The following is a 23,462-nucleotide window of genomic DNA, read 5'->3' on the forward strand; positions in this document are numbered from 1 at the left end:
GGTCAGGTTTAAGGTTTTTACTATCGACTCAAGCCTAAGTAAAACCATTGCTCATTCTCTTTTACTAAAGCTGATTTTTCATGAATAACATCTACGTTTCCATTTTCAAAAAAGTAAGCATTAAAGGTTACCGTGCCTTCTGTATCGTTCTCAGTTCCTTTTGTGGTTTCTAAAACCTCAAGTCGTATCCATTGAACAGATTTTGCCCATTTTACAATCGCTTTTTTCTCTTTTGTTGGTCGTGTAGAGCTGTGATGCGTTGCCATTAAATAATCGCCATCCGCTAAAACAAAAGCGCTATAGCGCGAACGCATCAGTTGCTCAGCGGTTTCTGTTTTTCCGTTGTTGCTATGGAATATTTCGCAGCAGTCCTGGTAGGTTTTGGTATTTCCGCAATGGCAATTCATTGTTGCTATTTTTTAGAGACCTGCTAGGTTTTTAAAACCTGCTAGGTCAAACAGTAAACCTGCTAGGTCTAGTCTGTTTAAATTATACCCAATCTACAGGGTTTTGTAACACTTTAATTAGTTTTTCTTCTTCGCTTCCAGCTTCTGGCTGGTGGTCGTACACCCATTGCACATGTGGCGGTAAGCTCATGAGGATACTTTCTATACGACCATTGGTTTTTAATCCGAATAAGGTGCCTTTATCGTGTACGAGATTGAATTCTACGTAACGTCCTCTTCTAATTTCTTGCCAGTCACGTTGCGCTTTGGTGTAGTCTAAATCTTTTCGTTTTTCAACGATTGGTACATAAGCTTCTAAGAAACTATCGCCAACTTCGGTTACAAAATCGTACCAGTTTTGCATACTCATATTGTCGGTAGCTTTGCAATAATCAAAGAATAAACCGCCAATACCACGACCTTCATTACGGTGTGCGTTATAAAAATATTCATCGCAACGCGCTTTGTATTTAGCATAAAACTCTGGGTTGTGTTTGTCGCAAGCCGTTTTGCAAGTTTGATGGAAGTGTTTCGCATCGTCTTCAAACAAATAGTAAGGCGTTAAATCTTGTCCACCACCAAACCATTGGTCTACAATATTTCCATCTTTATCATACATTTCAAAATAGCGCCAGTTGGCGTGTACGGTTGGTACCATTGGATTTTTAGGATGTAAGACTAAGCTTAATCCACAAGCAAAAAAATCGGCATCCTCTACACCAAAATATTTCTGCATGCTGTCTGGTAACTTACCGTGAACACCAGAAATATTCACACCTCCTTTTTCAAAAACAGCACCGTTTTCAATAACGCGTGTTCTTCCTCCGCCTCCTTCTGGTCGGTCCCAAAGGTCTTCTTGGAATTTAGCCTTGCCGTCTACTTCCTCTAGTTTAGAGGTAATAGTGTCTTGTAATTGGTGTATGTATTTGAAGAATTGGTCTTTCATTGAAGACCTAGCGGGTTTTTCAAACCCAGCAGGTCTAGAATCATCGTATTCCATATTTAATTCGTTCGGTGTATTATTGTTATGTGTTATATTGAAGTTCTTTAAGGCATCAAAAAGCCCAATAATATATGGCTTTTTCTCGCTAATTAATGTAGTATTTTCAGTACTGTATAATTTAAAAGAGGAAAACTCATAAGATTTGAAATCTTCAACAATATTATGATTTTCTGGATTTCTATGTATGTATAAAATGAGTTGTTTTAAATAATTTTCATTTTTAATGTGCTTTCTTTTAAATGGTCTTTCAAATAAAGCACCTGTTCTATAATTCTGCTTGTTGTAAGCTTTGGTATAGGCATTAAATAAATTTGAAAAAGCTTGATTAACTTCTTTGGTGTCTGTTGTGACTTCAATAGCAAAATGAAAATGATTATTGAGTAAACAGTAAGCTAGAATGTTAACTTTTGGAATTAGGTATTTCTCAACAAGTTTGAGAAAATAAGACATATTGTTGTCGTCTTGAAAAACAGTTTCACTATTGATACCACGATTATAAATATGATAGTAATTGTCTTTTTTTAGTAATTCCATTGTATTACAAATTTAGTCTTGAATTAAGTGTAGGATTGACCTGCTAGGTTTTAAAAACCTGCAAGGTCTTAGCGTGTGTTTTGTTTATTTAACTCATACAATTCCATATCCAAAGGCGATTTTCCAATTGGTGTATACTCATTAGCCAAGGTTTTAATCCATTTGAAATCATTTTTTAAAGCCACTTTTACGCTCGGTAAATTATCTTTATGAGCAATAATCTGAAGTGTTTCTAGACCTAAACTAGTAAAAGCATGTTGAGATAGTTGATTAATAGCTCCAGACATTAAGCCTTGCCCTTCAAAAGGATAACCAATGCAGTAGGCAAATTCTCCTTGTTTTATAGTCCAGTCGAGTTCCTTGATGTAAACAAGTCCTGCGAGTTCTCTGGTTTCAGTATGTTTTAATGTGAATAGAAACGTTTCTTTGTTTTCGAACTGTTTCACCATTTTTTCAACAAAGAGTTGAGATAAGGTTGGGTTTAAATTCTGTTCTAAAGTTTTTGGAAAATATAGTTTTAGTCTATCTGCATTTGCGACACAAAAATCACAAATGTTCCATGTGTCTCTTTCATGAATGGGGGTGATTTTAAAACCATTGAATGCCGTTATCATGCTTTCCATTTTTCTATGTTGGAAAGGTCTTTGTTTAATAGGTTTTCATTCTTTAAAAGCTCAACGGTCTTTAGTGTTGCAGCTGTTACACTTAAGGGTAAAACGATGATAACACCAATAACAGGAATGAATAAAAACAACATGAAAACAATACCATTTCCTATAGCAACACCTCTATATTTTCTTACAAATTGAATACTCTCACGATACTTAAAATGACGTTCTAGCGTATAATCCATATTACCGAATCCGGCATAATATGCTTGTACTAAAAACAATATAACTGTAGATGCAATATTTCCAATTAGCGGAATGAAATTCAATAATAAAATGGGTAGTGTAATTAATAATTCCTTTCCTAAGTTTCTAACGTTAATACGAATACCTCTCCATAGTTGTTCTTGAAAAGAGGTCGTTCTGTGATTGTGCTTGTCGATGCCTGTTAAGTGTGTTTCAATTTTTTCTGAAACCGGACTCATAAAAGGTGCAGACAAGGCCATAATGATATGTTTATAAAGAATTAAGCCAATAGCTACTATCATTATACCACCAATAAAGGTAGAAATGGTAGTAAAGGTCTCTTTGCCCCAATCCCAAACCCATACTTTAGCTATAAAACGCCCCATATTATCAGAAAAACCATAAGCTGATAGTCCAATAATGGTAGCAGTAACAATGCTAATAAGTATAGGAATAGCGAAGTATTTCCAAAGTTTTAATTTTGAAATTAAAGCGAAAGTTCCGGTATAGGCTTGTATACCTTTTAATATGTTATTAATCATATTATTGTTTTTAATTGACGATACTTAAAAGACGTTAAAAGGTGTTTTAAGTTACAATAATAGAGAATTAATCTTACTCCGCTTTGTATTCCTTAACGGCGTCAATAAATGCTTTGGCATTCTCTAATGGAATGTTTGGTAAAATACCATGTCCTAAATTAACGATGTATTTATCTTTCCCGAAGTCGTTAATCATTTGAGTCACCATCTTTTTGATTTCTGCAGGTGGCGAGAATAATCGTGTAGGATCAAAATTACCTTGTAAAGTGATATTCCCTCCGGTGAGGTAACGTGCATTTTTTGCAGAACATGTCCAGTCGATACCTAAAGCAGAAGCTCCAGATTTTGCCATTGTATCTAAGGCAAACCAGCAGCCTTTTCCAAAAGCAATAACTGGTGCATCATCCTTTAGGGCATCAATGATTTGTTGTATATATTGCCAAGAAAATTCTTGATAATCTACAGGAGATAACATGCCTCCCCAAGAATCAAAAACTTGTACAGCATTACAACCCGCTTTTACTTTTTCCTTTAAATAGGCGATGGTTGTATCTGTGATTTTCTGCAGTAAACCATGTGCAGCAATCGGATTTGTAAAACAAAATTCTTTAGCTTTATCAAAGTTTTTAGAGCCTTGACCTTGCACACAGTAACAAAGAATAGTCCAAGGTGAACCCGCAAAACCAATTAACGGAATGTCGTCATTTAGCTTTTCTTTGGTCGCTTTTATAGCCTCGTAAACATAGTTTAAAGCCTCTTTTACATCAGGAACAATGACGTTATCGACGTCTTTTTGAGAGCGAATAGGATTTGGTAAGTAAGGCCCAAAATTAGGCTTCATTTGTACCTCAATATTCATCGCTTGTGGAATCACTAAAATATCTGAAAACAGAATCGCAGCATCCATTCCGTATCTACGAATAGGTTGTACCGTAATTTCACTTGCTAATTCTGGTGTTTGACAACGTGTAAAGAAATCATATTTCGCTTTGATTTCCATAAACTCAGGTAAGTATCTGCCCGCTTGACGCATCATCCAAACTGGTGGGCGTTCTACAGTTTCTCCTTTTAATGCTCTTAAAAATAAATCGTTCTTTATCATGTTTCTGTTATTCCTGTAAAGACAGGAATCTATTTTTTAATTATTTTTTCAAAAAACACCCCTAAAGTCCCCTCAAGGGGACAATTTACAGATTTAAAATTGAGTAAACTGATAATATTATGTTCATTTTGAAAATAAGATTTTTTATCATAAACCTCTAAAGTTTCATAGAACAATTGTCCCCTTGAGGGGACTTTAGGGGTGTAATACTATTTGTAAAATTCATTCACCAACTCAACAACACTCTCAACCAAAGGAACTTTAGCAACTCTCACTTCTTTAAAGTACTTTTTAGCTTCAGTAGCCGTCGTTTCGCCAATACAAAATGCAATGCCTTTAGCTTCATTTAGTTGTAAAAAACTTTGAACCGTTGATGGGCTATAAAACATGACGCCATCTAAGTCTCCTTTAACTTTCTTAGCATCAAGCTTAGTTTCGTATGCTTCAACTTCGTTGACTTTGATGTTGTGTTTAGATAAAATATCAGGTATAGTGTCTAATCTTAAATTACTACAGAAATAGGTCACTTCGGTACCATCCATGTATTCAGCCATGTGTTCGGCTAAATCTTTAGCGTACTGCTCGTAATGTTTTACTTTTCCGATACGTTTTTCAACCATTCGCTTTGTCTTTCGACCTACACAATAAATATTTTTGAATTGTAATTCTACAGGTGAAAAATTAGTAAGTAAAGAATCTACAGTATTCTGACTTGTAATGATAACGTTCTCAATTTCATTACGGACGATAGTTTTATTTAATCGGTTAGGATTAATTTTAATATCATCATTACTCTCAGCAACCACTGCTTCATGAAACTTGGCTAGCTGATCGTTGGTTAGTTTTTTTGTGGAATAGATATTAGTGATTTTGTCACCTTGCGTTAATTCGTCAATTAAAACTTTACCACCTTTTCCAATGATATAATTGGCACAGAATTCTGCTACCTCTTCATGTTTGCCTAGAGGTACCACTTTAGTAACTTCTATTTTTTTAGTACCGTCTTTACTTAAAAGAACACCTTTAAAGTTAACCTCTTCTTCTTTATTTATATAACAAATCGCTCCAATTGGTGCAGTACAACCTCCTTCTAAGCGATTTAGAAATTCGCGCTCAATAGACGTACAAATTTGTGTTTCTTCGTGATTAATTTCTGCACAGATTGCTCTAGTGTCCTCGTCAGCTTCTAAAGCCGTAATCATAATAGCTCCTTGTGCTGGTGCTGGAACCATCCAGTGTAGATTAATTGAGTTTTCGGGTGTAATGTTTAAACGCCCTAAACCAGCTCCTGCAAAAATAGCAGCATCCCAATCTTCGTTTTCTTCTAACTTTTCTAGTCTTGAATTTACGTTGCCACGCAAACCAACAATGGTGTGTGTTGGGTAGCGGTTTAACCATTGTGCTCGTCGCCTTAAACTTCCTGTGGCTATAATGGCATCTTTAGCAGATAAAAACTCTTCATTGTCTTTAAAAACTAAGGTGTCATTAATGTTTCCACGTTTTAGAACTGCCGCTTGAATTATGCCTTTTGGTAGAACTGTTGGGACATCTTTTAGTGAATGTACCGCAATATCAATACTCCCATTTAACATGGCAATATCTAAGGTTTTAGTGAAAATTCCGGTAATTCCAAGTTCGTACAAGGGTTTATCGAGTACTAAATCTCCGGTTGATTTTACTGGGACAAGGACGGTTTTATGACCTAAATACTCAAGTTGTGATTGAACGGTTTTTGCTTGCCACATAGCGAGCTGGCTGTCGCGTGTGCCAATGCGAATTATTTTAGACATTATTGGTAGTTTCTAACTGAAATATTTTTTTGATAAGCTCTATACTTTCATCTGAAGTGTTACTGTCTTCTCTAAGATGGTGTGCAAATTGATTGGTAATTTTTTGAATGATATTATTACTAATTAATTCTGCTTGATCTTCATTAAAATCAGCAATTTTCTTGCGTTGTGTATTAAGTTCAGAGTTTTTAAAATCTGTTAACTTATGTTTTATAGCTTGAATGGTTGGAACAAACTTTAAAGTGTTTAACCAAGCATTGAATTCTGATGTGATTTCTAAGATTATGGCCTCAGCATCTGGAATAAACGCTTTACGATTTTCTAAAGTATCATCTGTAATTTTAGCTAAATCATCCATATGTATTAGTGTGATGTTAGCGTGCTCTCTAATGTCTTCGTTTACATTTTTAGGAATCGAAAGGTCTAAAACTAATAGTGGTTTTTCAGTAGAAATTAGGTTTTTATAAACCGTAGGGTTTTGTGCTCCTGTTGCTACAATAACAATGTCTGAAGCATTAATTTCATCTTCTAGTTTCTCGTAATCTTTAACGATGAGGTTAAATTTACCAGCAACTTCTTCAGCTTTATCTTTAGTTCTGTTTATTAAAGTGATATGAGAATTTTTGGTGTGTTTTACCAAGTTTTCACAAGTGTTTCTTCCTATTTTTCCAGTTCCGAAGAGTAAAATGTTTTTTTCAGAAATGTTCTCAACATTCTTCATTATGTATTGAACTGAGGCAAAAGAAACTGAAGTGGCACCAGATGATAATTGCGTTTCGTTTTTAATGCGTTTGCTTGCTTGAATAACAGAATTCACTAAACGCTCGGTAAATGAATTTAATAATCCAACTTTTTTTGAAGCTCTCGCTCCAGCTTTAAGTTGAAAGATAATTTCAAAATCACCTAAAATTTGACTATCTAAACCAGAACCTACACGAAACATGTGATTAATGGCTTCTTTGTTTTTATGAACATAAGCGACGTCTTGAAATTCTTCAACGGTCCCTTTTGTGTTATCGCACAATAATTGAATGAGTTGATAAGGATGTTCTGCAAATCCGTACATTTCTGTTCGGTTGCATGTTGAGATTACTAAAAGACTCTCAATACCGTTTTGTTTGGCCTGCGATAAAACATTTTGCTTAGCAGTATCGCTTAGACTAAAGTGACCACGTATTTCGGCATCTGCTTTTTTATAGCTGAGACCTATAGCGTAAAAATATTTGCTTTTATTATGCATGTGTTGCGTTCGCTCGTTTACCTGACTTTGGAAAGTAACAGCACAAATGTAAATTTGATATTTAAATAAAAACAACGCTAGAAGAACTTAAAGTATCGATTGTGGTTTTTTAGCTTAGTTTTTTACTAAAACATGATAAATATCATATTTTTGTAGTAAAACCAATGGCTTTTTAGCCTTTTGTTTAGAACGAATCTAAATAGGAATGAAATGAATTTAGAAAATACAGGTTTAAAAAGTATCGCTAAAGGTACTTTTGAAGAAACGCGTATTGAAGATGGCTTTTTTGTGCTAACGCATAAAAATGAGAACGATACGGTTGAAATTCTTGAGCGCGAGATTGATAGTAGTTTTATTCAGTTTCATTTTTGTACTAAAGGATCAGCTGCGTTTATGTTTAATCAAGGGAATTATACCTTGAATATTGATGAAGAAACATCGTTATTATTATATAACCCACAGCGCGATTTGCCCATTCACTTAGAATTAAAACCACATTCTTGGTTGGTCTCTTTAGTGATTTCTATTAAAAAATTCCATGGCTTATTTTCTGAAGATGCGAATTATGTTACCTTTTTAACAGATGATAATAAGGGGAAGAAGTATTATAAGGATGGAAAAATATCTCCATCCATGGCGGTTGTTTTAAATCAGTTGATTAGTTTTAATCTTAATAATTCTATTAAGTCTTTATATTTTAAAGGTAAAGCTTACGAATTAATAAGCTTGTTTTTTAACAGAAGTGAGGATGCCGATATTGAACAATGTCCGTTTTTAGTGGATGAGGTTAATGTAGCTAAACTTAAAAAAGCTAAAGATATTATCATCGCTAATATGGCAGAACCGCCAACCTTACAAGAGTTAGCAGACGACATAGATTTAAGCTTAAAAAAATTAAAAGAAGGGTTTAAACAAATTTATGGAGATTCGGTTTTTAGTTTTCTATTTGATTACAAAATGGAAGTCGCACGTAAACTCTTAGAATCTGGTGATTATAACGTCAATGAAGTTGGACTAAAAGTGGGGTACAGCACAGGAAGCCATTTTATTGCCGCTTTTAAGAAGAAATTTGGGACGACGCCTAAGAAGTATATTCAGGCTTCAACATAACAATTGAAGCCTTTTTATAAATTACTGTTTTGTAAATGTTAAAAATGTATCTATAGGAAAAGGAAATGTTACAGGTGCGGTACACTCATTAGAGTTAATAATATCATGACCTCTATCAAAATGAAAAATCATTTCATTTCCTAATACATTATCATTATCTATATATATGATTACATCACCAAATTGCCCACATTTAGAATTTGAGCCAAAATAAGATACTAAATAAGTTTCATTATCACTAAGGAAGAACCGTCCTTTCATAATTAATGGACTCTTATTTGGTAAGATAGTGGTATCATCTAGCACTACACCATTATTATCTGTGATCTTATGCTTAATTAATAAAATATCGTTTGGGATATCAACAAGCATACTCTCAAATTTTGTAATGGTTAACTCATAATGTTTGTTGTTATAGTCTAGTGTCCAAACGCCTAAAAACTCATCGAGTGTATTATTAATGTCTTTTACCCCAGTAACATGGTCTGGTAGGCCTTCATCTTCGCTTAAAAAATAGGTGTTTGCTTCTTCTAAAGAGATTACCTGAGCTTTACAGTTGTATACTGATAAGCTTATGATGAGTATTATAATTATTTTTTTCATATTTAAAATAAAGGCTTCGATACATACATAACCGAAGCCTTTTTATAAATTACTGTTTTGTAAAAGTTAAAAATGTATCTACAGGAAAAGGAAACGTTAAAGGTGCATTGCAATCATTAGACGTAATTGTGTCATGCCCAGGACTTAAGTGAAACAGCATTTCATTTCCACCTAAACTATCATTATCTATATTAATTACTACATCTCCAAATTGCCCACATTTAGTATTTGGTCCCAAATAAGATACCAAATAAGATTCATTATCATTAAGAAAGAATTGTCCATTCATAACTGAGGGACTCTTATTTGGTAAGTTTGTGGTATCATCTAGAACTACACCATTATTATCTGTGATCTTATGCTTAATTAATAAAATATCTATTTTTATTGTTGCTAGCATACTCTCAAATTTTGTAATGGTTAACTCATAATGTTTGCTGTTATAATCTAGTGTCCAAACGCCTAAAAACTCATCGAGTGTGTTGTTAATGTCTTTTACTCCAGTAATATGGTCTGGTAGGCCTTCATCTTCGCTTAAAAAATAGGTGTTTGCTTCTTCTAAAGAGATTACCTGAGCTTTACAGTTGTATACTGATAAGCTTATGACGAGTATTATAATTATTTTTTTCATAATTAAAATAAAAGGCCTCAGCTTAAAACCAAAGCCTATTAAAATTTCTACTGCTTTATAAACGTATAATTTCCAAAAGGAATTCTATTTTCCATGGGTGAATCCAAATTTGGCGGTACGAAACTGTTGAAAGAGTAGAATACAATATTCATTTTTTCTACACCATTTTCTACCTTGTGTCTTAACACCATAGCAGAATTTATATATTCATAAAGGGGATCTTGGTAGTAAACAAATACTTGCCTTTGATTAATGGCGCAATCATCGCATACTGGTTTCCGATTTCTGTGTAAGATTGTGTTACCGGCAATATAATGATCTAACCCTATTAATGTGTTGTCATCAAGTCGAGACAGGTAATCCTGTATAACCGTATTTCCAACTGTAAATTTGTACTCTCCTACAAGGTAATCCTCGTATTGATTATAATCACTATCGTAAACATCTTCTTTTTTTTGTAAAACAATAGTAACTATAGAGTCATTTCTTTGCCATTTCCAAGTGCCTTCAAAATGGTCTAGGTCATTATCTAAGTCTTTAAAATGAGTGCCTTCGGGTAAATCTGTATCAATTTGATATAAAGGTGCGATTTGAGCTTTACATGAGCTAAATATAAAAGTAAATAGTATTAATAAAAATGTATGTTTCATGTTTTTTAGTTTTAATTACAATTTGTTTTTTTAATCTCGTTGGTAGCGTTTGAATCATGTTCAAGTCTTTCCCAAGTTGAAAGCTCATTATTTGCCTTGTATAGAGATATACCTTTACTTTGTATATACTTTGTAAAGATTTTTTCATAATCAATAAAATCTCCTGTAGCTCCAGTTATTGGGTTGTAATGCTTATTATATTTTTCGTTGAATCTTTTGTGTTCCTTCAACTGCTTTTTTAATGTTGGGAATTCATCGCCATAAGCATTTATTGCAGCTAAATCATTAATTTTTATAGCATACGTTCCCGTAGCTACAACTAAAATATAAACTGGTAATGATTCGTCAGTGTTACCGTTGTTATGGTCAAAAGCATTGTTGTAACTGTTTAAAGCAAAAGCATCCATAGCAGAAAACATAGGGTTTGATCCAACCAATTGATGTAAGTGCGCTACACCAAATAAATTTATTAAAGGGCGGTAACTAATACTACCTATATCTGCAGTAATAATAGGTGTTGAGTATGTTTCGTTATTAGCGTTTTTTCTTAAACTAAACCCTTTTTCGTTCTTTAGATATTTATTTTTTGCATCAGCTTTAAGTAAATTCAGCTTATTTTTAATGACGTTATCGTCTGTAAGTTTCTTTAGTTCATTACAATTATTAAGGTGAGTTATTGCATCATCATCTAAAGCTATTGTACCAATTGATTCATCATCATCATTGTCATCATCGTCATCATCAGTATCACCACCACCAGTTTCTCCACCAGAATCTGGGCCACCTGAGCTACTGCTACCTGTGCAACTCCAAGTATTAACATTTGTCCAACCACAATCGTAGGAGGCTCTAGTGCAATCGTGATAATAACCATTTTCAATTGTACCACATTTACAGCCTTCATCTTCTGGGCCATGGTTTTGACCACCACAATTCACTGCTGTACAACTATAAGTTGGTGTTACATCTATAAGTTGAGGTACTGTGCCATTTGTACAAGGAGCTAAAGTACCTCTTCCTAAAAGCGATTGGCCATCTAAAGATTGTAATGTTGCGCTATAATGGTCAATTTCTAAGCCTTCTGCGGTCTCAATTCTGGGGTAGGTGACTAAATACTGACGTTCTTCTCCATCATTATATACAATTAAAACGTAATTTAATAGATTGTTGTTTTGAGATTCGTTTTCTACTACAACCGTATATTGTGTATAGGTGTTTTTCTCAATAATTTGAATATTGTCTAAGTTATAATAGAAATTATAATCGGTAGAATATTCTGTGCCTCTAGCTGCTATATGGTTTTGATTAGCATTTTTAAGTTTGTTATAAATATCTGGATTGGCTTTTGCAAAATGCGCATTGCCATGTACAATCGATATTTTTAAAGGTGGTTTTTCTTCAGCGATAATTGTTTGTGAATCATCAAACTTTTGGCATTGGTAGAGTACTATTGGTATTCCCAAAACAAAAATAATTATTTTGAGATAATGAGATAATGAGATAATGAGATAATGAGATTTTTTTGTTTCATAATTACATTGGTTTTAATAGTAGTGTACTAAACTATATTAATTATTAGTGTCATACTATACGTAAAGTCACGTATATTTTGTTTTAAACAGAATATAAACTTATAAGAAATAACCGACTATTTCAATTATAACTGAGTAAACGCCTCTTTTCAATTAGTGAATAGGCAATTTTTTAAGAAAGTTGTAAAATACAAGTAAATTTAATTTGAGGATGCTTTCTTGTAAGGGTGAATTTTACTAATAATCATAATACCCATCACCACCACTTGGCGTAACACGTTGTCTATCTTTGTAAATCGCTAAATTGAGGATTTCGGTATATTGTTCTTCTATCTCTTTGGTTTTATCTACGATGGTACCATAACTTTCAGATTTAGAATAATAATCTACAGATAGTTGCTTAGGGTCTTTTGGCTTAATAAAAGAGATGTAATGTAAAGCTTCAGTCTTTCCAGAATACTCATCGTCTTTATCTATTTTAAAGAAATACATTTCGGCGTTTTTCCCTTTATCGGTTACAAAATCGCGTTTAAAAAGAAAGGCAATAGAATCTTTTTCTTTTTCAAAATTAGCATCAGATAAGAGCTTTGATTTGGCGAATTGTTGTTGACTGATATTAATAGATTTTAACTTACTTAAAAGCTTGGCGTCATCTAGTTTTTCTATAAGCAAATACTGATTTTCTTCGTCTTCTAAAAGCTTTTTTGTTAATGCTTCTGGAATTGTTTCTTTAGCTTTAGTTAACAATACGTAATATTTTACTAAGGCATTTGTATCCTCTACATTCATCAGTTTTTCAAAAAAATCTTGAGCACTGCGTTCGTTTCTATAAGGGAAAATTAACCTTACATAAGTCGCTAAATTTTGAGAATAGGAATTGTAACCGTAATTATTGTAGTTTCCTAAATTTCGTTTAATCTCCATTTTAGCATCATTAATCAACTGGTTTTTATATTTCTTATAAGTTTTTTGCTTAACCATTCCGCTATCTTTCAGTTTAGCTAGTAAGGTGTAAAGAGGGTATTTGTATTCTTGTATAGTGCTGTATTCTAGTATTTTAGGAAACAATGATGCCTTTAGTTCTAAAGAATCCTTTCCTTTATAGTTATAAAACATACTACTAACACTTCCTAAAGGTAAATCACGCTCCATTAATTCTAAAGCGATAGAATAAGACGCCTTTGTGTTAGAATCTAATAAGCCTTCTAAAATAGAGGTTTGAGTTTGTGGATCAGAATAGCTATCGTGATAGAGTTGTTTTATAAATGGTAAATTGTTTTTTAAATCTATTTTAATAAGTTGTTCTACGAGCTGCGATTTTATCTCTAAGCGTTCTTTATCAAATTCAAAATCCTTCAGAATAGAAACAATGTCTTTACTGTTATGTTTCTTGAATTTAACTAAGCTATAAGACTCTAAAACAATACTGTCTTTTGCTCGTAAGGCTTCGAAAAACTGTTTGGTTTTATCTGTTAACACATTTTTACCCAAAAGCGTATCTTTTGGTGTGAATGTCTCGTAAAATTCAGTGACAAACTTAGAAGGTCCACTAATAGAATCTATCAATGTTTTTAGTTCAAAAAGCACTCCTTCCTTAAGGATGTTTTTTACCAATACTTGCTTGGCGCTTAAAGTATCTGAATAGGTAAAACTATGTGTGTAAATAGTACCTTTTTTTGAAGATGAACGGTTGCTTATAGAAAATGCTTTTTCTGTTTTATAATAACGCGATCTATAATTTACTTTGTCTTCTAAATCTTTCCAAAGACTATCTACATTATGAAACATTTGTAAATCGTGAAACTTAGTTCTTGAGACTGAGATTTGCTCGTTAGCATAGGTAGAATAAACGGTTTCGTTTATGGTTTGTTCGTAATCTTTTGTTTTTTTACTTCCATTGTAGTTGTACGGATTTGGCAAAGGCGCTTTTCCGTTTGTGTAAACCGAAAAATGTAAAGAGGTATCTATCACTTTTTCAAATCCTTTATAATCTGTTTTATTAAACTTAAACGACTTAAAGTATGCCGATTTATCAGCTTCATTTGTGCCTACATAACCTAACAAATAATAACTGCCATCTTTTACAATGGTTTTTAAATATAGCCTTTTATTGGTGTCGGCATCTAATATGGCATTCGATTCATAGGTTCGGTAATCGCCTGCTTTAAAACCACCTTCAGCTTCGGTTAATTTGTAGTTTTTATATAAGGCATGGTGGAAGTATTTAGCCTCAAAACTGTCTTCTTCTATATATGTTAAGTCGTTTAAAACAGCTTCTTCAATAAAATAATAGGCTCCGTTTTTGTAGCCTTCTACTAGCTTTTTGCCATAATTATTCATATTACTAGAAATGTAATACTCTGGAAAATCAACTTGAAATTTTTTCTCAGGAGACACAAATAATTGTGTGGCGTTTGAAGGGTGTTTAAGGGCTATAGAATTAAATATTTTTTCTTCATGTTTTAATACAAAATCACTGCGACCCGCAAATTTTATAATTATAATTTCTAAAGGTGTTTCATAAATATGGTACTTCTGAAATTCTCCTTTTTTGGTTTTATTAACAATGCTGATGCCAGGATAAGGTTGGGTTAATTCTTCCTTTTTAATGATGTCTCCAGGAATATCTTCGTATAATAAATGATCAATCTCTTTAAGGCTAATGTTATCTTTTTCGTTTGGTAAATAGGTAAAACGACTAATTCTATTGATGGTTAAATAGGCACCATTAGTCATGTCTGGGTCTAGATAATATTTTTGTCCTCCATAGGAAAACTCTCTAAGTTTATCATACGTGTTAATGCTTAAGAATCCATCTGGTGTACTGTGTTTTTGTAATTCTGGTGTTACAAAAAGGCTGTCGAGTTTTGTTTTCTCTGTTTTACTATAATCTGTCTGGTTAGATGTTAACGCTTTTACAGTATAACCGCGTTGACGTAACATGTTAATCATACCGTGTTCTCCTGGTAAATGTGCAGCACCAACTCCTGCAAATACAGATTTGGTTGGCATGAGTTTTTCTAAAGAAATTACCATATTCTCGTTTCGGATATAGAGCATGTTTTTGCGGAAGAATTCAGTATTTACTCCAGCTCCAATAGAATCGAGTAGGTCTAAGTTTCTATCGCGATATAAGTTTTCTTGAATTAAATAGGCATTTTCTTTAGCATATAGTTTTTGTACCCAGGGATCTAATTCTTTTTTATTGGCATTGTAAGCTGCTTTTGTAGTTAAGTATCTAGATTCTTCTAAATCTTCTAGGGCATATATTTTTTTATTGTTTTTCTTTCCGGCCTGAAAAATGAACATATCCAAATAGGTTTCTTCTTCAAAATTATCTGAAGAGCTGCTTTTTCTATATAAATACGCATTTACAGCATTGTTGTCCATACGTACAGAACCTCTAATGGCCATTTCTTCAGGGTGGGTTAGTTTAAAAAGATTGGTGTAGAAATCCTCATTATAGTTAGTATAAGCAGCCATTTGGCCAAGCATCATTTCATAATTAAATTCAGGCCACGTAGTTGGATCAGATTCTAAGGCAATACAATCACTTTTATCTAAAGCTTTATAAAATACATCGTCTAATCTAAATGCTACTTTTTTACTGACGTGCATAGTACCATAGAGATATGACGGTTTTTCTAATCCGTTTCCTGTAATTTTCCAAAGTAAACTTTGATATTGTTGTTGTGAAAATGCAATTGTGGTAAATAAAATAAGTATTAGTGCTAAGGATTTTTTCATGTGCTTGTGTTTATTGACATTTAATTGTCACATGCTATTCGCGATTAATCATTGCTTTAAATGATGCCATTTTGAATAAGCTTCTACTTTTCATTATAAAATTTAGTCAAGGCTTGTAAAGATATTTAAATCCTTTAAACAGCCTTAAAGAAAAAGTTAAACTCGATTAAAAGCTGATAATAAAGCTATTTGTTTTAGTGAGTATAACTGAAAAGTATATAAAATATTTTAAGATAGTAGGATAAATAAAAGCAATGCAAACCGTTATTAAGTATTACAATTAGTATCGTATTTTTGTAGTTGAAAATGAAAAGCATGTCAAAAGGAATTTTATTAGTGAATTTGGGCTCTCCAGACAGTCCTAAACCTAAAGATGTTAAGAAATATCTTGGCGAATTTTTAATGGACGAACGCGTTATTGATGTGCCGCTATGGGCGCGTACGCTTTTGGTTAAAGGAATTATTTTAAATACCAGGCCTAAAGCATCTGCAGCAGCGTATCAAAAAATTTGGTGGGAAGAAGGCTCGCCGTTAATTGTACTTTCGGAACGACTTCAAGAAAAAGTGCAGCAAAAAGTAGATTATCCTGTGGCTTTGGCTATGCGTTATGGTAGCATGACAATTAAAAAGGGGTTACAAGAATTAGTAGATAAAGGCTGTACTGAAATAAAAACCATTCCGCTATATCCACAATTTGCGATGGCAACAACAGAAACGATTGATGTTAAAGTAGATGAGTTGGTCGCTGAGCATTTTCCAGGAGTAAAAATTACACGAACACCAGCATTTTACAATCGTGAGGATTATATCAATGTACTTTCAAAAAGTATTGGTGAAACCTTAAATGATTTGGATTATGAACATATCCTTTTTAGTTATCACGGAGTTCCTGAAAGACATATTCGCAAAAGTGATATTACTAATGGCAACTGCCAAATGAATGGCAAGTGCTGTTTTAAAATGGGGAGCAAACAACACGAATTTTGTTACCGTCATCAGTGCGAAATTACCACTGTAAATGTGGCTAAAAAGCTAGGTTTAAAAAATGGTACGTATTCTACGACGTTTCAGTCGAGACTTGGTTTTGATCCATGGTTAAAACCCTATACAGACCGTACTATTGAAAGAATGGGTAAGGCTGGTACTAAGAAAATGGCTATTGTAACACCCGCTTTTGTGAGCGATTGTTTAGAAACGTTGGAAGAAATTGCGATGGAAGGTGAAGAAATTTTCCACGAAATGGGCGGAGAAGAATTTACAGTTATTCCTTGCCTTAACGAGCGCGACGATTTTGCCGATGTGCTCGCTAATATTGTAGAGGAATGGGCAACTGCTAAAATCGAAGCCGTGTAATGGCAAATGTATCGTCACAAGATTTAGGAAATGAGCCTATAGGCAAATTACTTATTAGGCAAGCCGTACCAGCATCAATTGGTATTTTGGTGATGTCATTAAATATCTTAGTCGATACGATTTTTGTTGGTAACTGGATTGGTTCTACAGCCATTGCGGCGATTAACGTGGTGTTGCCTGTGTCTTTTTTTATTGCTGCACTTGGAATGGCTATTGGTATTGGTGGATCGTCTATTATTTCTAGAGCTTTAGGTGCCGATAATACAGTAAAAGCACTTAAAACCTTTGGAAACCAGCTAACGTTAACACTTCTTTTTACCGTTTCGTTTGCTGTCTTTGGGCTAGTTTTTGTAGATACACTAATTCCTGCTTTTGGAGGTAAAGGCAATATTTTTGAGCCTGCAAAAGTATATTATGAAATCATTCTCTACGGTGTTCCCATCTTAGGGTTTGTAATGATGGGAAATACCGTTATAAGAGCAGAAGGAAAACCAAAATTTGCCATGTATGCGATGCTTATTCCGTCCGTTGGCAACTTGGTTTTAGATTATGTTTTTATTAGTATTTTAGATTACGGAATGGCAGGTGCAGCATGGGCTACAACAGGTTCTTATGTTGCCGCATTTCTATTTATTTTTTGGTATTTTTTATCTGATAATTCCGAATTAAAAATCAATCTCTCGCATTTTAAATTAGAAAAATCAATTGTATCTGAGATAGCTTCTTTAGGTTTTGTGACTTTAGCACGACAAGCCGTTGTAAGTGTTACGTTCTTATTGGTTAATAATGCGCTCTTTAGATTTGGTGGTGAAACGTCAATTACAGCTTATGCTATTGTTGGCAGGATGATGATGTTTGTGTTGTTTCCAGTTTTTGGAATTACACAAGGCTTTATTCCTATTGCAGGTTTTAATTATGGAGCAGAAAAATATGAGCGAGTAAAGGAGTCTATTTATACGGCTATAAAATATGCTACTATTTTAGGAACTATAGTGTTTATTGGTTTAATGTTTTTTCCAGAAATTATTACTAGGTTGTTTACAACAGATGCAGATGTGATTCGGGTTACTCCAAATAATATGCGTTGGGCATTCGCTGCTGTTCCAATTTTAGCGTTACAACTTATAGGAGCGGCCTATTTTCAAGCTGTTGGTAAGGCATTACCAGCATTGTTATTAACACTGACAAGGCAGGCCATTTTCTTTATTCCGCTAATGTATATCTTACCTTTGTATTTTGGGGAATTAGGAATTTGGATGGCATTTCCTATTTCAGATGTATTGTCAACCATCGTAACGGGTTACTTTTTAAATAGAGAGATTAAAAAAACATTAGTAGATAAACGTTAACTCTATGGAATATTATAATTATATAAAATCGCTACATCTCATTTTTGTGATTACTTGGTTTGCAGGCTTGTTCTATATTCCAAGATTATTTGTCTATCAAATAGAAGCTTTTCATAAGCCATCTCCAGAAAAAGAAATTTTAGGTAAACAGTTAAAATTAATGGCCAAACGTCTCTGGTTTATTATCACTTGGCCTTCTGCAATTTTAGCAACACTATTTGCGGTATGGTTGCTAATTTTAATGCCAAGTTGGTTGCAACAAAGTTGGATGCATGTGAAATTATTATTTGTAATTCTGTTGTTTATCTACCATTTTAAAACACACATGTATTTTAAGCAACTTCAAAACGATGAAGTTAAAGTCACGTCTAATTTTATGCGCATTTGGAATGAAGGCGCTACTTTTATCCTATTTGCCGTTGTTTTTCTAGTCATTCTAAAAAGTTCTATCAATTGGATTTTTGGAGTTCTAGGCATTATTGTTTTAGGAATATTATTAATGTTAGGTTTTAAGCTTTATAAACATATTCGTTCTAAAAATCCGGAAGCATAATACTTGCTTTAAAGGTTAAATTTTGATGTTTATTAATTTGAGATTTGCACATGTTGTCTTTGGATTGATTATTGCTATATTTAAAACTTATAATTCAGAATTAAAAGAGACCCATCGTCATGGGCATTTCTATGAGTAAAAAACGCCTATCCTTAAGAGCTCGAATAAATTTAGCTATGATATTGTTAGTGCTTGTAGCATCGGTTTTAATCGCTGCGGTAACTATCTATCAATATAGTGAAGAGGCGAAAGAATATCACACAGAACGGTTAGAGCGTAAAGAAAAAGCGATTAAGCAGAGTATTAATTTTGTTATTGGTGAAACGACATATCCTGTTACAACAGAGAATATTCCTTTAATTTTTAAGGATGAAATATTTGAAATTGATGCCATTCATAATTTACAAATTAACCTTTACGATTTAGAGGGGCAACTATTAAAAAGCTCAAAACGAACCATTCAAAGAGATTCTTCGGATCTCTGTTTAGATGCCGAAATATTAAATACCTTATCCAATACTTTAGAACATCGTTATGTGGTAAAGAATAAAGTGGCTGGACAAACATTTCAATCCTCTTATTCTTATATCATGGATGAAAAGTTTAAGACATTAGGAATCTTAAATTTACCTTATTTAGAGAATGATGATTTTTTCAATAAAGAGCTAAAGGAATTTTTAATGCGTTTGGCTTATGCGTATTTAGTATTGATTTTAGTGGCTATTATTATTGCTTATTTTATCTCTAAATACATCACCAAATCACTGAGAACCATTAGTGATAAAATGAATGAAACGCGACTAGAAAAGCGCAATAAGAAAATACAGATTGAATCCTCTAGTGAAGAAATTGAAACACTTGTCAATTCTTATAATAGCATGATTGATGAGCTCGAAGCTAGTGCTGTGGTTTTAGCAACAAACGAACGTGAACAAGCTTGGCGTGAAATGGCAAAACAAGTGGCTCACGAAATTAAAAACCCATTAACGCCTATGCGATTGACGGTACAGAGTTTTCAGCGTAAATTTAATCCTGAAGATGAAAATATTCATAAAAAAGTAGATGAATATAGTAATACCTTGATTCAGCAGATAGACACAATGAGTTCAATTGCATCGGCATTTTCTAATTTTGCTAAAATGCCAGCACAGAAAAGTGAAAACCTAAACGTAGTACATATTGTAAAACTAGCGCTCGATATTTTTAACGAAGACTATATTGAGTTTTATTCTGAAACTGAAGAAATCATTGCTAAATTTGATAGAACTCAGTTAATACGAGTGGTGACTAATTTGGTAAAAAACGGTATTCAAGCCATTCCTGATGCTAATGAAAACCCAAAAATAAATGTTCGTGTCTTTAGTGAAGGAGAAAATGTAAATATTACTATTGAAGATAATGGTTCAGGTATTAACGAAGACACTAAGGACAAAATCTTTGAGCCAAAATTCACCACAAAATCTAGTGGAATGGGCTTAGGGTTAGCTATGGTGAAAAATATTGTGGAAACTTATAATGGAAGTATTACCTTTACCACGGAACTAGGAAAAGGTACTGTTTTCAGGGTAACTTTCCCTAAGAGTCAAACCATTTCTGTGTAAGCAGAAATCTCTAAGTAAAAAAACTATAGTCCATTGTTGAGGCAATAGTGTTTGCAAAGACATTTTAAGAATATAACAACTAGATTTCCAGTTTCAATGGGAATGAAAAATAATTTTTCAATGAATTACAAAAACATTTTATCAGAATACTCAAACGGAATTACAACCATTACTATCAATAGACCAAAGAAGTTGAATGCCTTGAATAAAGAGACTATTCAAGAACTACACGATGCTTTTAAGGATGCAGATGCTGATGCAGATACTAAAGTTATAATTATCACTGGTAGTGGAGAGAAAGCTTTTGTAGCAGGTGCAGATATTAGCGAGTTTGCAGATTTTAGTGTAGAAGAAGGAGGAAAGCTAGCTGCGCAAGGACAAGATTTACTATTTAATTTTGTTGAAAAATTAAGCACCCCTGTTATAGCAGCAGTTAATGGTTTTGCACTTGGTGGAGGCTTAGAATTAGCAATGGCTTGTCATTTTAGAGTCGCGAGTAGTAATGCAAAAATGGGATTGCCAGAGGTGTCTCTTGGCGTGATTCCTGGATACGGAGGTACACAGCGTTTGCCACAGTTAGTAGGTAAAGGTAGAGCTATGGAAATGGTGATGACAGCAGGTATGATTGATGCGAATCAAGCTTTAAACTACGGTTTAGTTAATCATGTTGTTGAATTAGAAGAATTATTGCCTTTGGCTGAAAAAATTGCAGGTAAAATTATGCGAAATTCTTCAGTAGCTATTGGTAAAGCTATAAAAGCGATAAACGCTAATTACACAGACGGAAAAGATGGTTATAAAGTAGAAATCAAACAATTTGGAAAATGCTTTGGAACTGAAGATTTTGTGGAAGGGACTACGGCATTTTTAGAAAAACGTAAGGCAGATTTTCCAGGGAAGTAACCTACTTAATGAAAAAAGTAATTCTCGTTTTTGTTTGTTCACTATTCATAATCTGTTTGAATGGTCAAGAGCGCGATACACTTTTTTTAAAATCTTACGATAATCTTTCTAGTTTAATTGATAAAAGCTATCTAAAAGACTTAGAGCTTACTGAAGAGTTAATCGCGTATTACATTCAAAAAGCAGAAGGGGAGTCTAATGCAAAAGAAACAATACGAGGATTATCTAAGTTTATTGATCTTCAAATTAATTTAAGACAGTTTGATACTTTTGAGGCCGAACAAGAGAAAATGTTTGCCTTAGCAACAACGGATGTTTTAGAGCAAGAGCTGGCTGCAATTAACTATAAGCTAGGACGCAGTTATTTTTTTCAAGGACGTATTGGCAAATCTATGGAAATGCAAACCAGAGCCTTAGCCTTGGCCAAAAAACAAAATAAAATGGAGCTAGAAAGCTCCATTTTAATGCAATTGGGTTTTGTAAAATCTTTTGTTGGCGATCGGGAAGCATCTATAAAATATCTTAAACAGGCATTGGCTTTAAGTAGGCGCAAAGGTGTAGAGCCTAGCTCTTCAACTCATAAGAGTAATTTAAAATCTGAAACAGTTACACTATATTATTTAAGTTTAGCTTATATAAGATCTAAAGTAAAAGATTCTGCTAAAGCTTATTTAGACCAAGCCATTGCATTAAATAAGATTGTAAAGGATAGTTGCCTTTCAAAAACGCTGTATAGAACTCAAGGCGAAGTCAATATCTTGTATGGCAAGTACAACGAAGCACTTTCTAATTTTGAAACCTCAAAAACATATTGTTTACCAGTAGGCGAATTGGAATCTTTGGTTTATTCCGGACTTTATGGTAAAGCGTATATAGGTTTAAAAGCGTATGCAAAAGCCCAGACAATTCTACAAGAAGGATTAGATAATTACAAGGTGTCTGAAGAGGAAGAAGGCTTTATGGAGGACCATTATAAAATGTTAGCTAAAGCCTATAAATACAATGGTAATATAGAAAAATCTAATTTTTATTTTGAAAAATATATTCTTACCACTGAAGCGCTTAATAAAATTCAAGATACAGTGGTTGCTGTTTTTAAACAGCAAGAGTTAAAGGCTTTTGAGGCCGAATTGGATGCTATAAATTCTGAAAAGAATAACTTTAAATATAGTGTTGCGGTTTCCGTTGTAATCATTCTTGTTCTGTTAGTTTTTCTTTTTAGATTCAGTAGGCTTAAAAAGAAAAACGAAGCAAAATTTAAGATGCTATTAGAAAAAGTAAATACAGAAAACAATGTAGGTTCTGTTAGCGATGATGTAAAAGATGAGGTTCAAGAAGATAATTCTTCGGATATAAATGAAGCTACCAAACATCAGATTCTTGAAGGTTTAAATAAGTTAGAAGAACAAGAATATTTTTTAAGGCAAGATTGCAATTCTTACAATGTAGCTAAGAAAATAAAAACAAATACGTCGTACTTGTCTAAAGTAATCAATTCTCATTACCAGAAAAATTTCAATGCCTATATCAACGATTTACGAATTAACTATGCGGTTTTAAAACTCAAAAATGATAATCGTTTTAGAAAGTTTTCTATTCAATCCATCGCTGAAGAAGTAGGTTATAAAAGTGCAGATTCCTTCACCAAATATTTCAAAAAGCAAACCGGATTAAATCCGTCGTTCTACATTAAAAAGTTGAATGCTTTAGATTAAAATACATTCATTTTTACCCTAAATTTATAAATTTAGGGGCTTCATTATATAAATGCTGCCAAACTACTTGTCGACGTGTTAATTGTTTTAATTTCAGATAATTAGGCTTTATTTTTTTTGCCCTGTTTTTCTAAAACTGGGTATGCTTCCTTTGTTTTACGCGTTTTTTTAAAGGTACTTTGGGTTCACAATCACAAACCAATT

General features: G+C 33.3%; 19 protein-coding genes. 7 read left to right on the forward strand and 12 right to left on the reverse strand.

Translation table 11 applies throughout. The features are described 5' to 3' along the window. Nucleotides 1-20 precede the first annotated feature (20 nt). The 7 genes from VDP25_RS08665 to hemA all read right to left on the reverse strand — a co-directional run bounded on the left by VDP25_RS08665 (nt 21) and on the right by hemA (nt 7,511). On the reverse strand, nt 21-407 hold the full coding sequence (locus VDP25_RS08665) for a YchJ family protein (protein ID WP_334468779.1): 387 nt from the start codon (nt 405-407) through the stop codon (nt 21-23). A gap of 82 nt (nt 408-489) precedes the next feature. Beyond that, nucleotides 490-1,392 (reverse strand): oxygen-dependent coproporphyrinogen oxidase, encoded by a 903-nt coding sequence (hemF, locus tag VDP25_RS08670; RefSeq protein WP_334468867.1) that lies wholly within the window; start codon nt 1,390-1,392, stop codon nt 490-492. Nucleotides 1,393-2,051: 659 nt separating this feature from the next. Then, entirely contained in the window at nt 2,052-2,597 is a 546-nt protein-coding gene (locus tag VDP25_RS08675) for a GNAT family N-acetyltransferase (protein ID WP_334468781.1), read from the reverse strand. Further along, nucleotides 2,594-3,379 carry an EI24 domain-containing protein gene (locus VDP25_RS08680; protein WP_334468783.1) on the reverse strand — a complete coding sequence of 262 codons (786 nt, stop codon included), beginning with the start codon at nt 3,377-3,379 and terminating at the stop codon, nt 2,594-2,596. Before VDP25_RS08680 ends, VDP25_RS08675 begins: the two co-directional genes overlap by 4 nt. A 73-nt stretch (nt 3,380-3,452) precedes the next feature. Then, complete coding sequence (gene hemE, locus VDP25_RS08685; RefSeq protein WP_334468785.1) at nt 3,453-4,481, reverse strand: uroporphyrinogen decarboxylase; 1,029 nt, start codon at nt 4,479-4,481, stop codon at nt 3,453-3,455. A 209-nt stretch (nt 4,482-4,690) separates the two neighbouring features. Continuing rightward, on the reverse strand, nt 4,691-6,271 hold the full coding sequence (gene hemC / locus VDP25_RS08690; RefSeq protein ID WP_334468788.1) for a hydroxymethylbilane synthase: 1,581 nt from the start codon (nt 6,269-6,271) through the stop codon (nt 4,691-4,693). Then, nucleotides 6,264-7,511: a glutamyl-tRNA reductase gene (gene hemA / locus VDP25_RS08695; RefSeq protein WP_334468790.1), complete on the reverse strand. Its 1,248-nt coding sequence runs from the start codon at nt 7,509-7,511 to the stop codon at nt 6,264-6,266. Before hemA ends, hemC begins: the two co-directional genes overlap by 8 nt. Before the next feature lie 210 nt (nt 7,512-7,721). Here hemA and VDP25_RS08700 point away from each other — a divergent pair, with 210 nt between their 5' ends. Beyond that, nucleotides 7,722-8,621, forward strand: coding sequence for a helix-turn-helix transcriptional regulator (locus VDP25_RS08700; RefSeq protein WP_334468792.1), 900 nt, complete (start codon nt 7,722-7,724; stop codon nt 8,619-8,621). A 21-nt stretch (nt 8,622-8,642) separates the two neighbouring features. On the opposite strand, the gene VDP25_RS08705 is transcribed toward VDP25_RS08700, so the two are convergent. The 5 genes from VDP25_RS08705 to VDP25_RS08725 all read right to left on the reverse strand — a co-directional run bounded on the left by VDP25_RS08705 (nt 8,643) and on the right by VDP25_RS08725 (nt 15,784). Next, nucleotides 8,643-9,224 carry a DUF6705 family protein gene (locus VDP25_RS08705; protein WP_334468794.1) on the reverse strand — a complete coding sequence of 194 codons (582 nt, stop codon included), beginning with the start codon at nt 9,222-9,224 and terminating at the stop codon, nt 8,643-8,645. 49 nt (nt 9,225-9,273) lie between these two features. Beyond that, complete coding sequence (locus VDP25_RS08710) at nt 9,274-9,855, reverse strand: DUF6705 family protein (protein ID WP_334468796.1); 582 nt, start codon at nt 9,853-9,855, stop codon at nt 9,274-9,276. 47 nt (nt 9,856-9,902) lie between these two features. Next, the gene (locus VDP25_RS08715; RefSeq protein ID WP_334468799.1) at nt 9,903-10,505 is read right to left on the reverse strand and encodes a DUF6705 family protein; all 603 of its coding nucleotides are present in this window, start codon (nt 10,503-10,505) and stop codon (nt 9,903-9,905) included. A gap of 11 nt (nt 10,506-10,516) precedes the next feature. Continuing rightward, nucleotides 10,517-11,968 (reverse strand): hypothetical protein, encoded by a 1,452-nt coding sequence (locus tag VDP25_RS08720; protein ID WP_334468801.1) that lies wholly within the window; start codon nt 11,966-11,968, stop codon nt 10,517-10,519. Between the two features lie 306 nt (nt 11,969-12,274). Continuing rightward, nucleotides 12,275-15,784: a TraB/GumN family protein gene (locus VDP25_RS08725; RefSeq protein WP_334468803.1), complete on the reverse strand. Its 3,510-nt coding sequence runs from the start codon at nt 15,782-15,784 to the stop codon at nt 12,275-12,277. Between the two features lie 315 nt (nt 15,785-16,099). Between VDP25_RS08725 and hemH the strand changes: the two genes are divergently transcribed. The 6 genes from hemH to VDP25_RS08755 all read left to right on the forward strand — a co-directional run bounded on the left by hemH (nt 16,100) and on the right by VDP25_RS08755 (nt 23,258). Then, the gene (hemH, locus tag VDP25_RS08730) at nt 16,100-17,137 is read left to right on the forward strand and encodes a ferrochelatase (protein ID WP_334468805.1); all 1,038 of its coding nucleotides are present in this window, start codon (nt 16,100-16,102) and stop codon (nt 17,135-17,137) included. Then, nucleotides 17,137-18,486, forward strand: coding sequence for an MATE family efflux transporter (locus tag VDP25_RS08735; protein ID WP_334468807.1), 1,350 nt, complete (start codon nt 17,137-17,139; stop codon nt 18,484-18,486). The genes hemH and VDP25_RS08735 overlap by 1 nt, the downstream gene beginning before the upstream one ends. A 4-nt stretch (nt 18,487-18,490) precedes the next feature. Continuing rightward, nucleotides 18,491-19,039, forward strand: coding sequence for a CopD family protein (locus VDP25_RS08740; RefSeq protein ID WP_334468810.1), 549 nt, complete (start codon nt 18,491-18,493; stop codon nt 19,037-19,039). A 131-nt stretch (nt 19,040-19,170) separates the two neighbouring features. Then, nucleotides 19,171-20,640, forward strand: coding sequence for a sensor histidine kinase (locus tag VDP25_RS08745; protein ID WP_334468812.1), 1,470 nt, complete (start codon nt 19,171-19,173; stop codon nt 20,638-20,640). A 120-nt stretch (nt 20,641-20,760) separates the two neighbouring features. Further along, a complete protein-coding gene (locus tag VDP25_RS08750; protein WP_334468814.1) occupies nt 20,761-21,543 on the forward strand; it encodes an enoyl-CoA hydratase/isomerase family protein in 783 nt (260 codons plus the stop codon). A gap of 8 nt (nt 21,544-21,551) precedes the next feature. After that, the gene (locus VDP25_RS08755) at nt 21,552-23,258 is read left to right on the forward strand and encodes a helix-turn-helix domain-containing protein (protein ID WP_334468817.1); all 1,707 of its coding nucleotides are present in this window, start codon (nt 21,552-21,554) and stop codon (nt 23,256-23,258) included. Nucleotides 23,259-23,462: the final 204 nt, after the last annotated feature.

Source organism: Winogradskyella sp. ECml5-4, assembly GCF_036903175.1.
In the GTDB taxonomy this organism is placed as follows: domain Bacteria; phylum Bacteroidota; class Bacteroidia; order Flavobacteriales; family Flavobacteriaceae; genus Winogradskyella; species Winogradskyella damuponensis.

Excerpts from the sequence above, each read along its gene's own strand:
- VDP25_RS08665 (WP_334468779.1), bottom strand. The coding sequence starts at position 407 with ATGAATTGCCATTGCGGAAATACCAAAACCTACCAGGACTGCTGCGAA.
- hemF (WP_334468867.1), bottom strand. The coding sequence starts at position 1,392 with ATGAAAGACCAATTCTTCAAATACATACACCAATTACAAGACACTATT.
- VDP25_RS08675 (WP_334468781.1), bottom strand. The coding sequence starts at position 2,597 with ATGATAACGGCATTCAATGGTTTTAAAATCACCCCCATTCATGAAAGA.
- VDP25_RS08680 (WP_334468783.1), bottom strand. The coding sequence starts at position 3,379 with ATGATTAATAACATATTAAAAGGTATACAAGCCTATACCGGAACTTTC.
- hemE (WP_334468785.1), bottom strand. The coding sequence starts at position 4,481 with ATGATAAAGAACGATTTATTTTTAAGAGCATTAAAAGGAGAAACTGTA.
- hemC (WP_334468788.1), bottom strand. The coding sequence starts at position 6,271 with ATGTCTAAAATAATTCGCATTGGCACACGCGACAGCCAGCTCGCTATG.
- hemA (WP_334468790.1), bottom strand. The coding sequence starts at position 7,511 with ATGCATAATAAAAGCAAATATTTTTACGCTATAGGTCTCAGCTATAAA.
- VDP25_RS08700 (WP_334468792.1), top strand. The coding sequence starts at position 7,722 with ATGAATTTAGAAAATACAGGTTTAAAAAGTATCGCTAAAGGTACTTTT.
- VDP25_RS08705 (WP_334468794.1), bottom strand. The coding sequence starts at position 9,224 with ATGAAAAAAATAATTATAATACTCATCATAAGCTTATCAGTATACAAC.
- VDP25_RS08710 (WP_334468796.1), bottom strand. The coding sequence starts at position 9,855 with ATGAAAAAAATAATTATAATACTCGTCATAAGCTTATCAGTATACAAC.
- VDP25_RS08715 (WP_334468799.1), bottom strand. The coding sequence starts at position 10,505 with ATGAAACATACATTTTTATTAATACTATTTACTTTTATATTTAGCTCA.
- VDP25_RS08725 (WP_334468803.1), bottom strand. The coding sequence starts at position 15,784 with ATGAAAAAATCCTTAGCACTAATACTTATTTTATTTACCACAATTGCA.
- hemH (WP_334468805.1), top strand. The coding sequence starts at position 16,100 with ATGTCAAAAGGAATTTTATTAGTGAATTTGGGCTCTCCAGACAGTCCT.
- VDP25_RS08735 (WP_334468807.1), top strand. The coding sequence starts at position 17,137 with ATGGCAAATGTATCGTCACAAGATTTAGGAAATGAGCCTATAGGCAAA.
- VDP25_RS08740 (WP_334468810.1), top strand. The coding sequence starts at position 18,491 with ATGGAATATTATAATTATATAAAATCGCTACATCTCATTTTTGTGATT.
- VDP25_RS08745 (WP_334468812.1), top strand. The coding sequence starts at position 19,171 with ATGAGTAAAAAACGCCTATCCTTAAGAGCTCGAATAAATTTAGCTATG.
- VDP25_RS08750 (WP_334468814.1), top strand. The coding sequence starts at position 20,761 with ATGAATTACAAAAACATTTTATCAGAATACTCAAACGGAATTACAACC.
- VDP25_RS08755 (WP_334468817.1), top strand. The coding sequence starts at position 21,552 with ATGAAAAAAGTAATTCTCGTTTTTGTTTGTTCACTATTCATAATCTGT.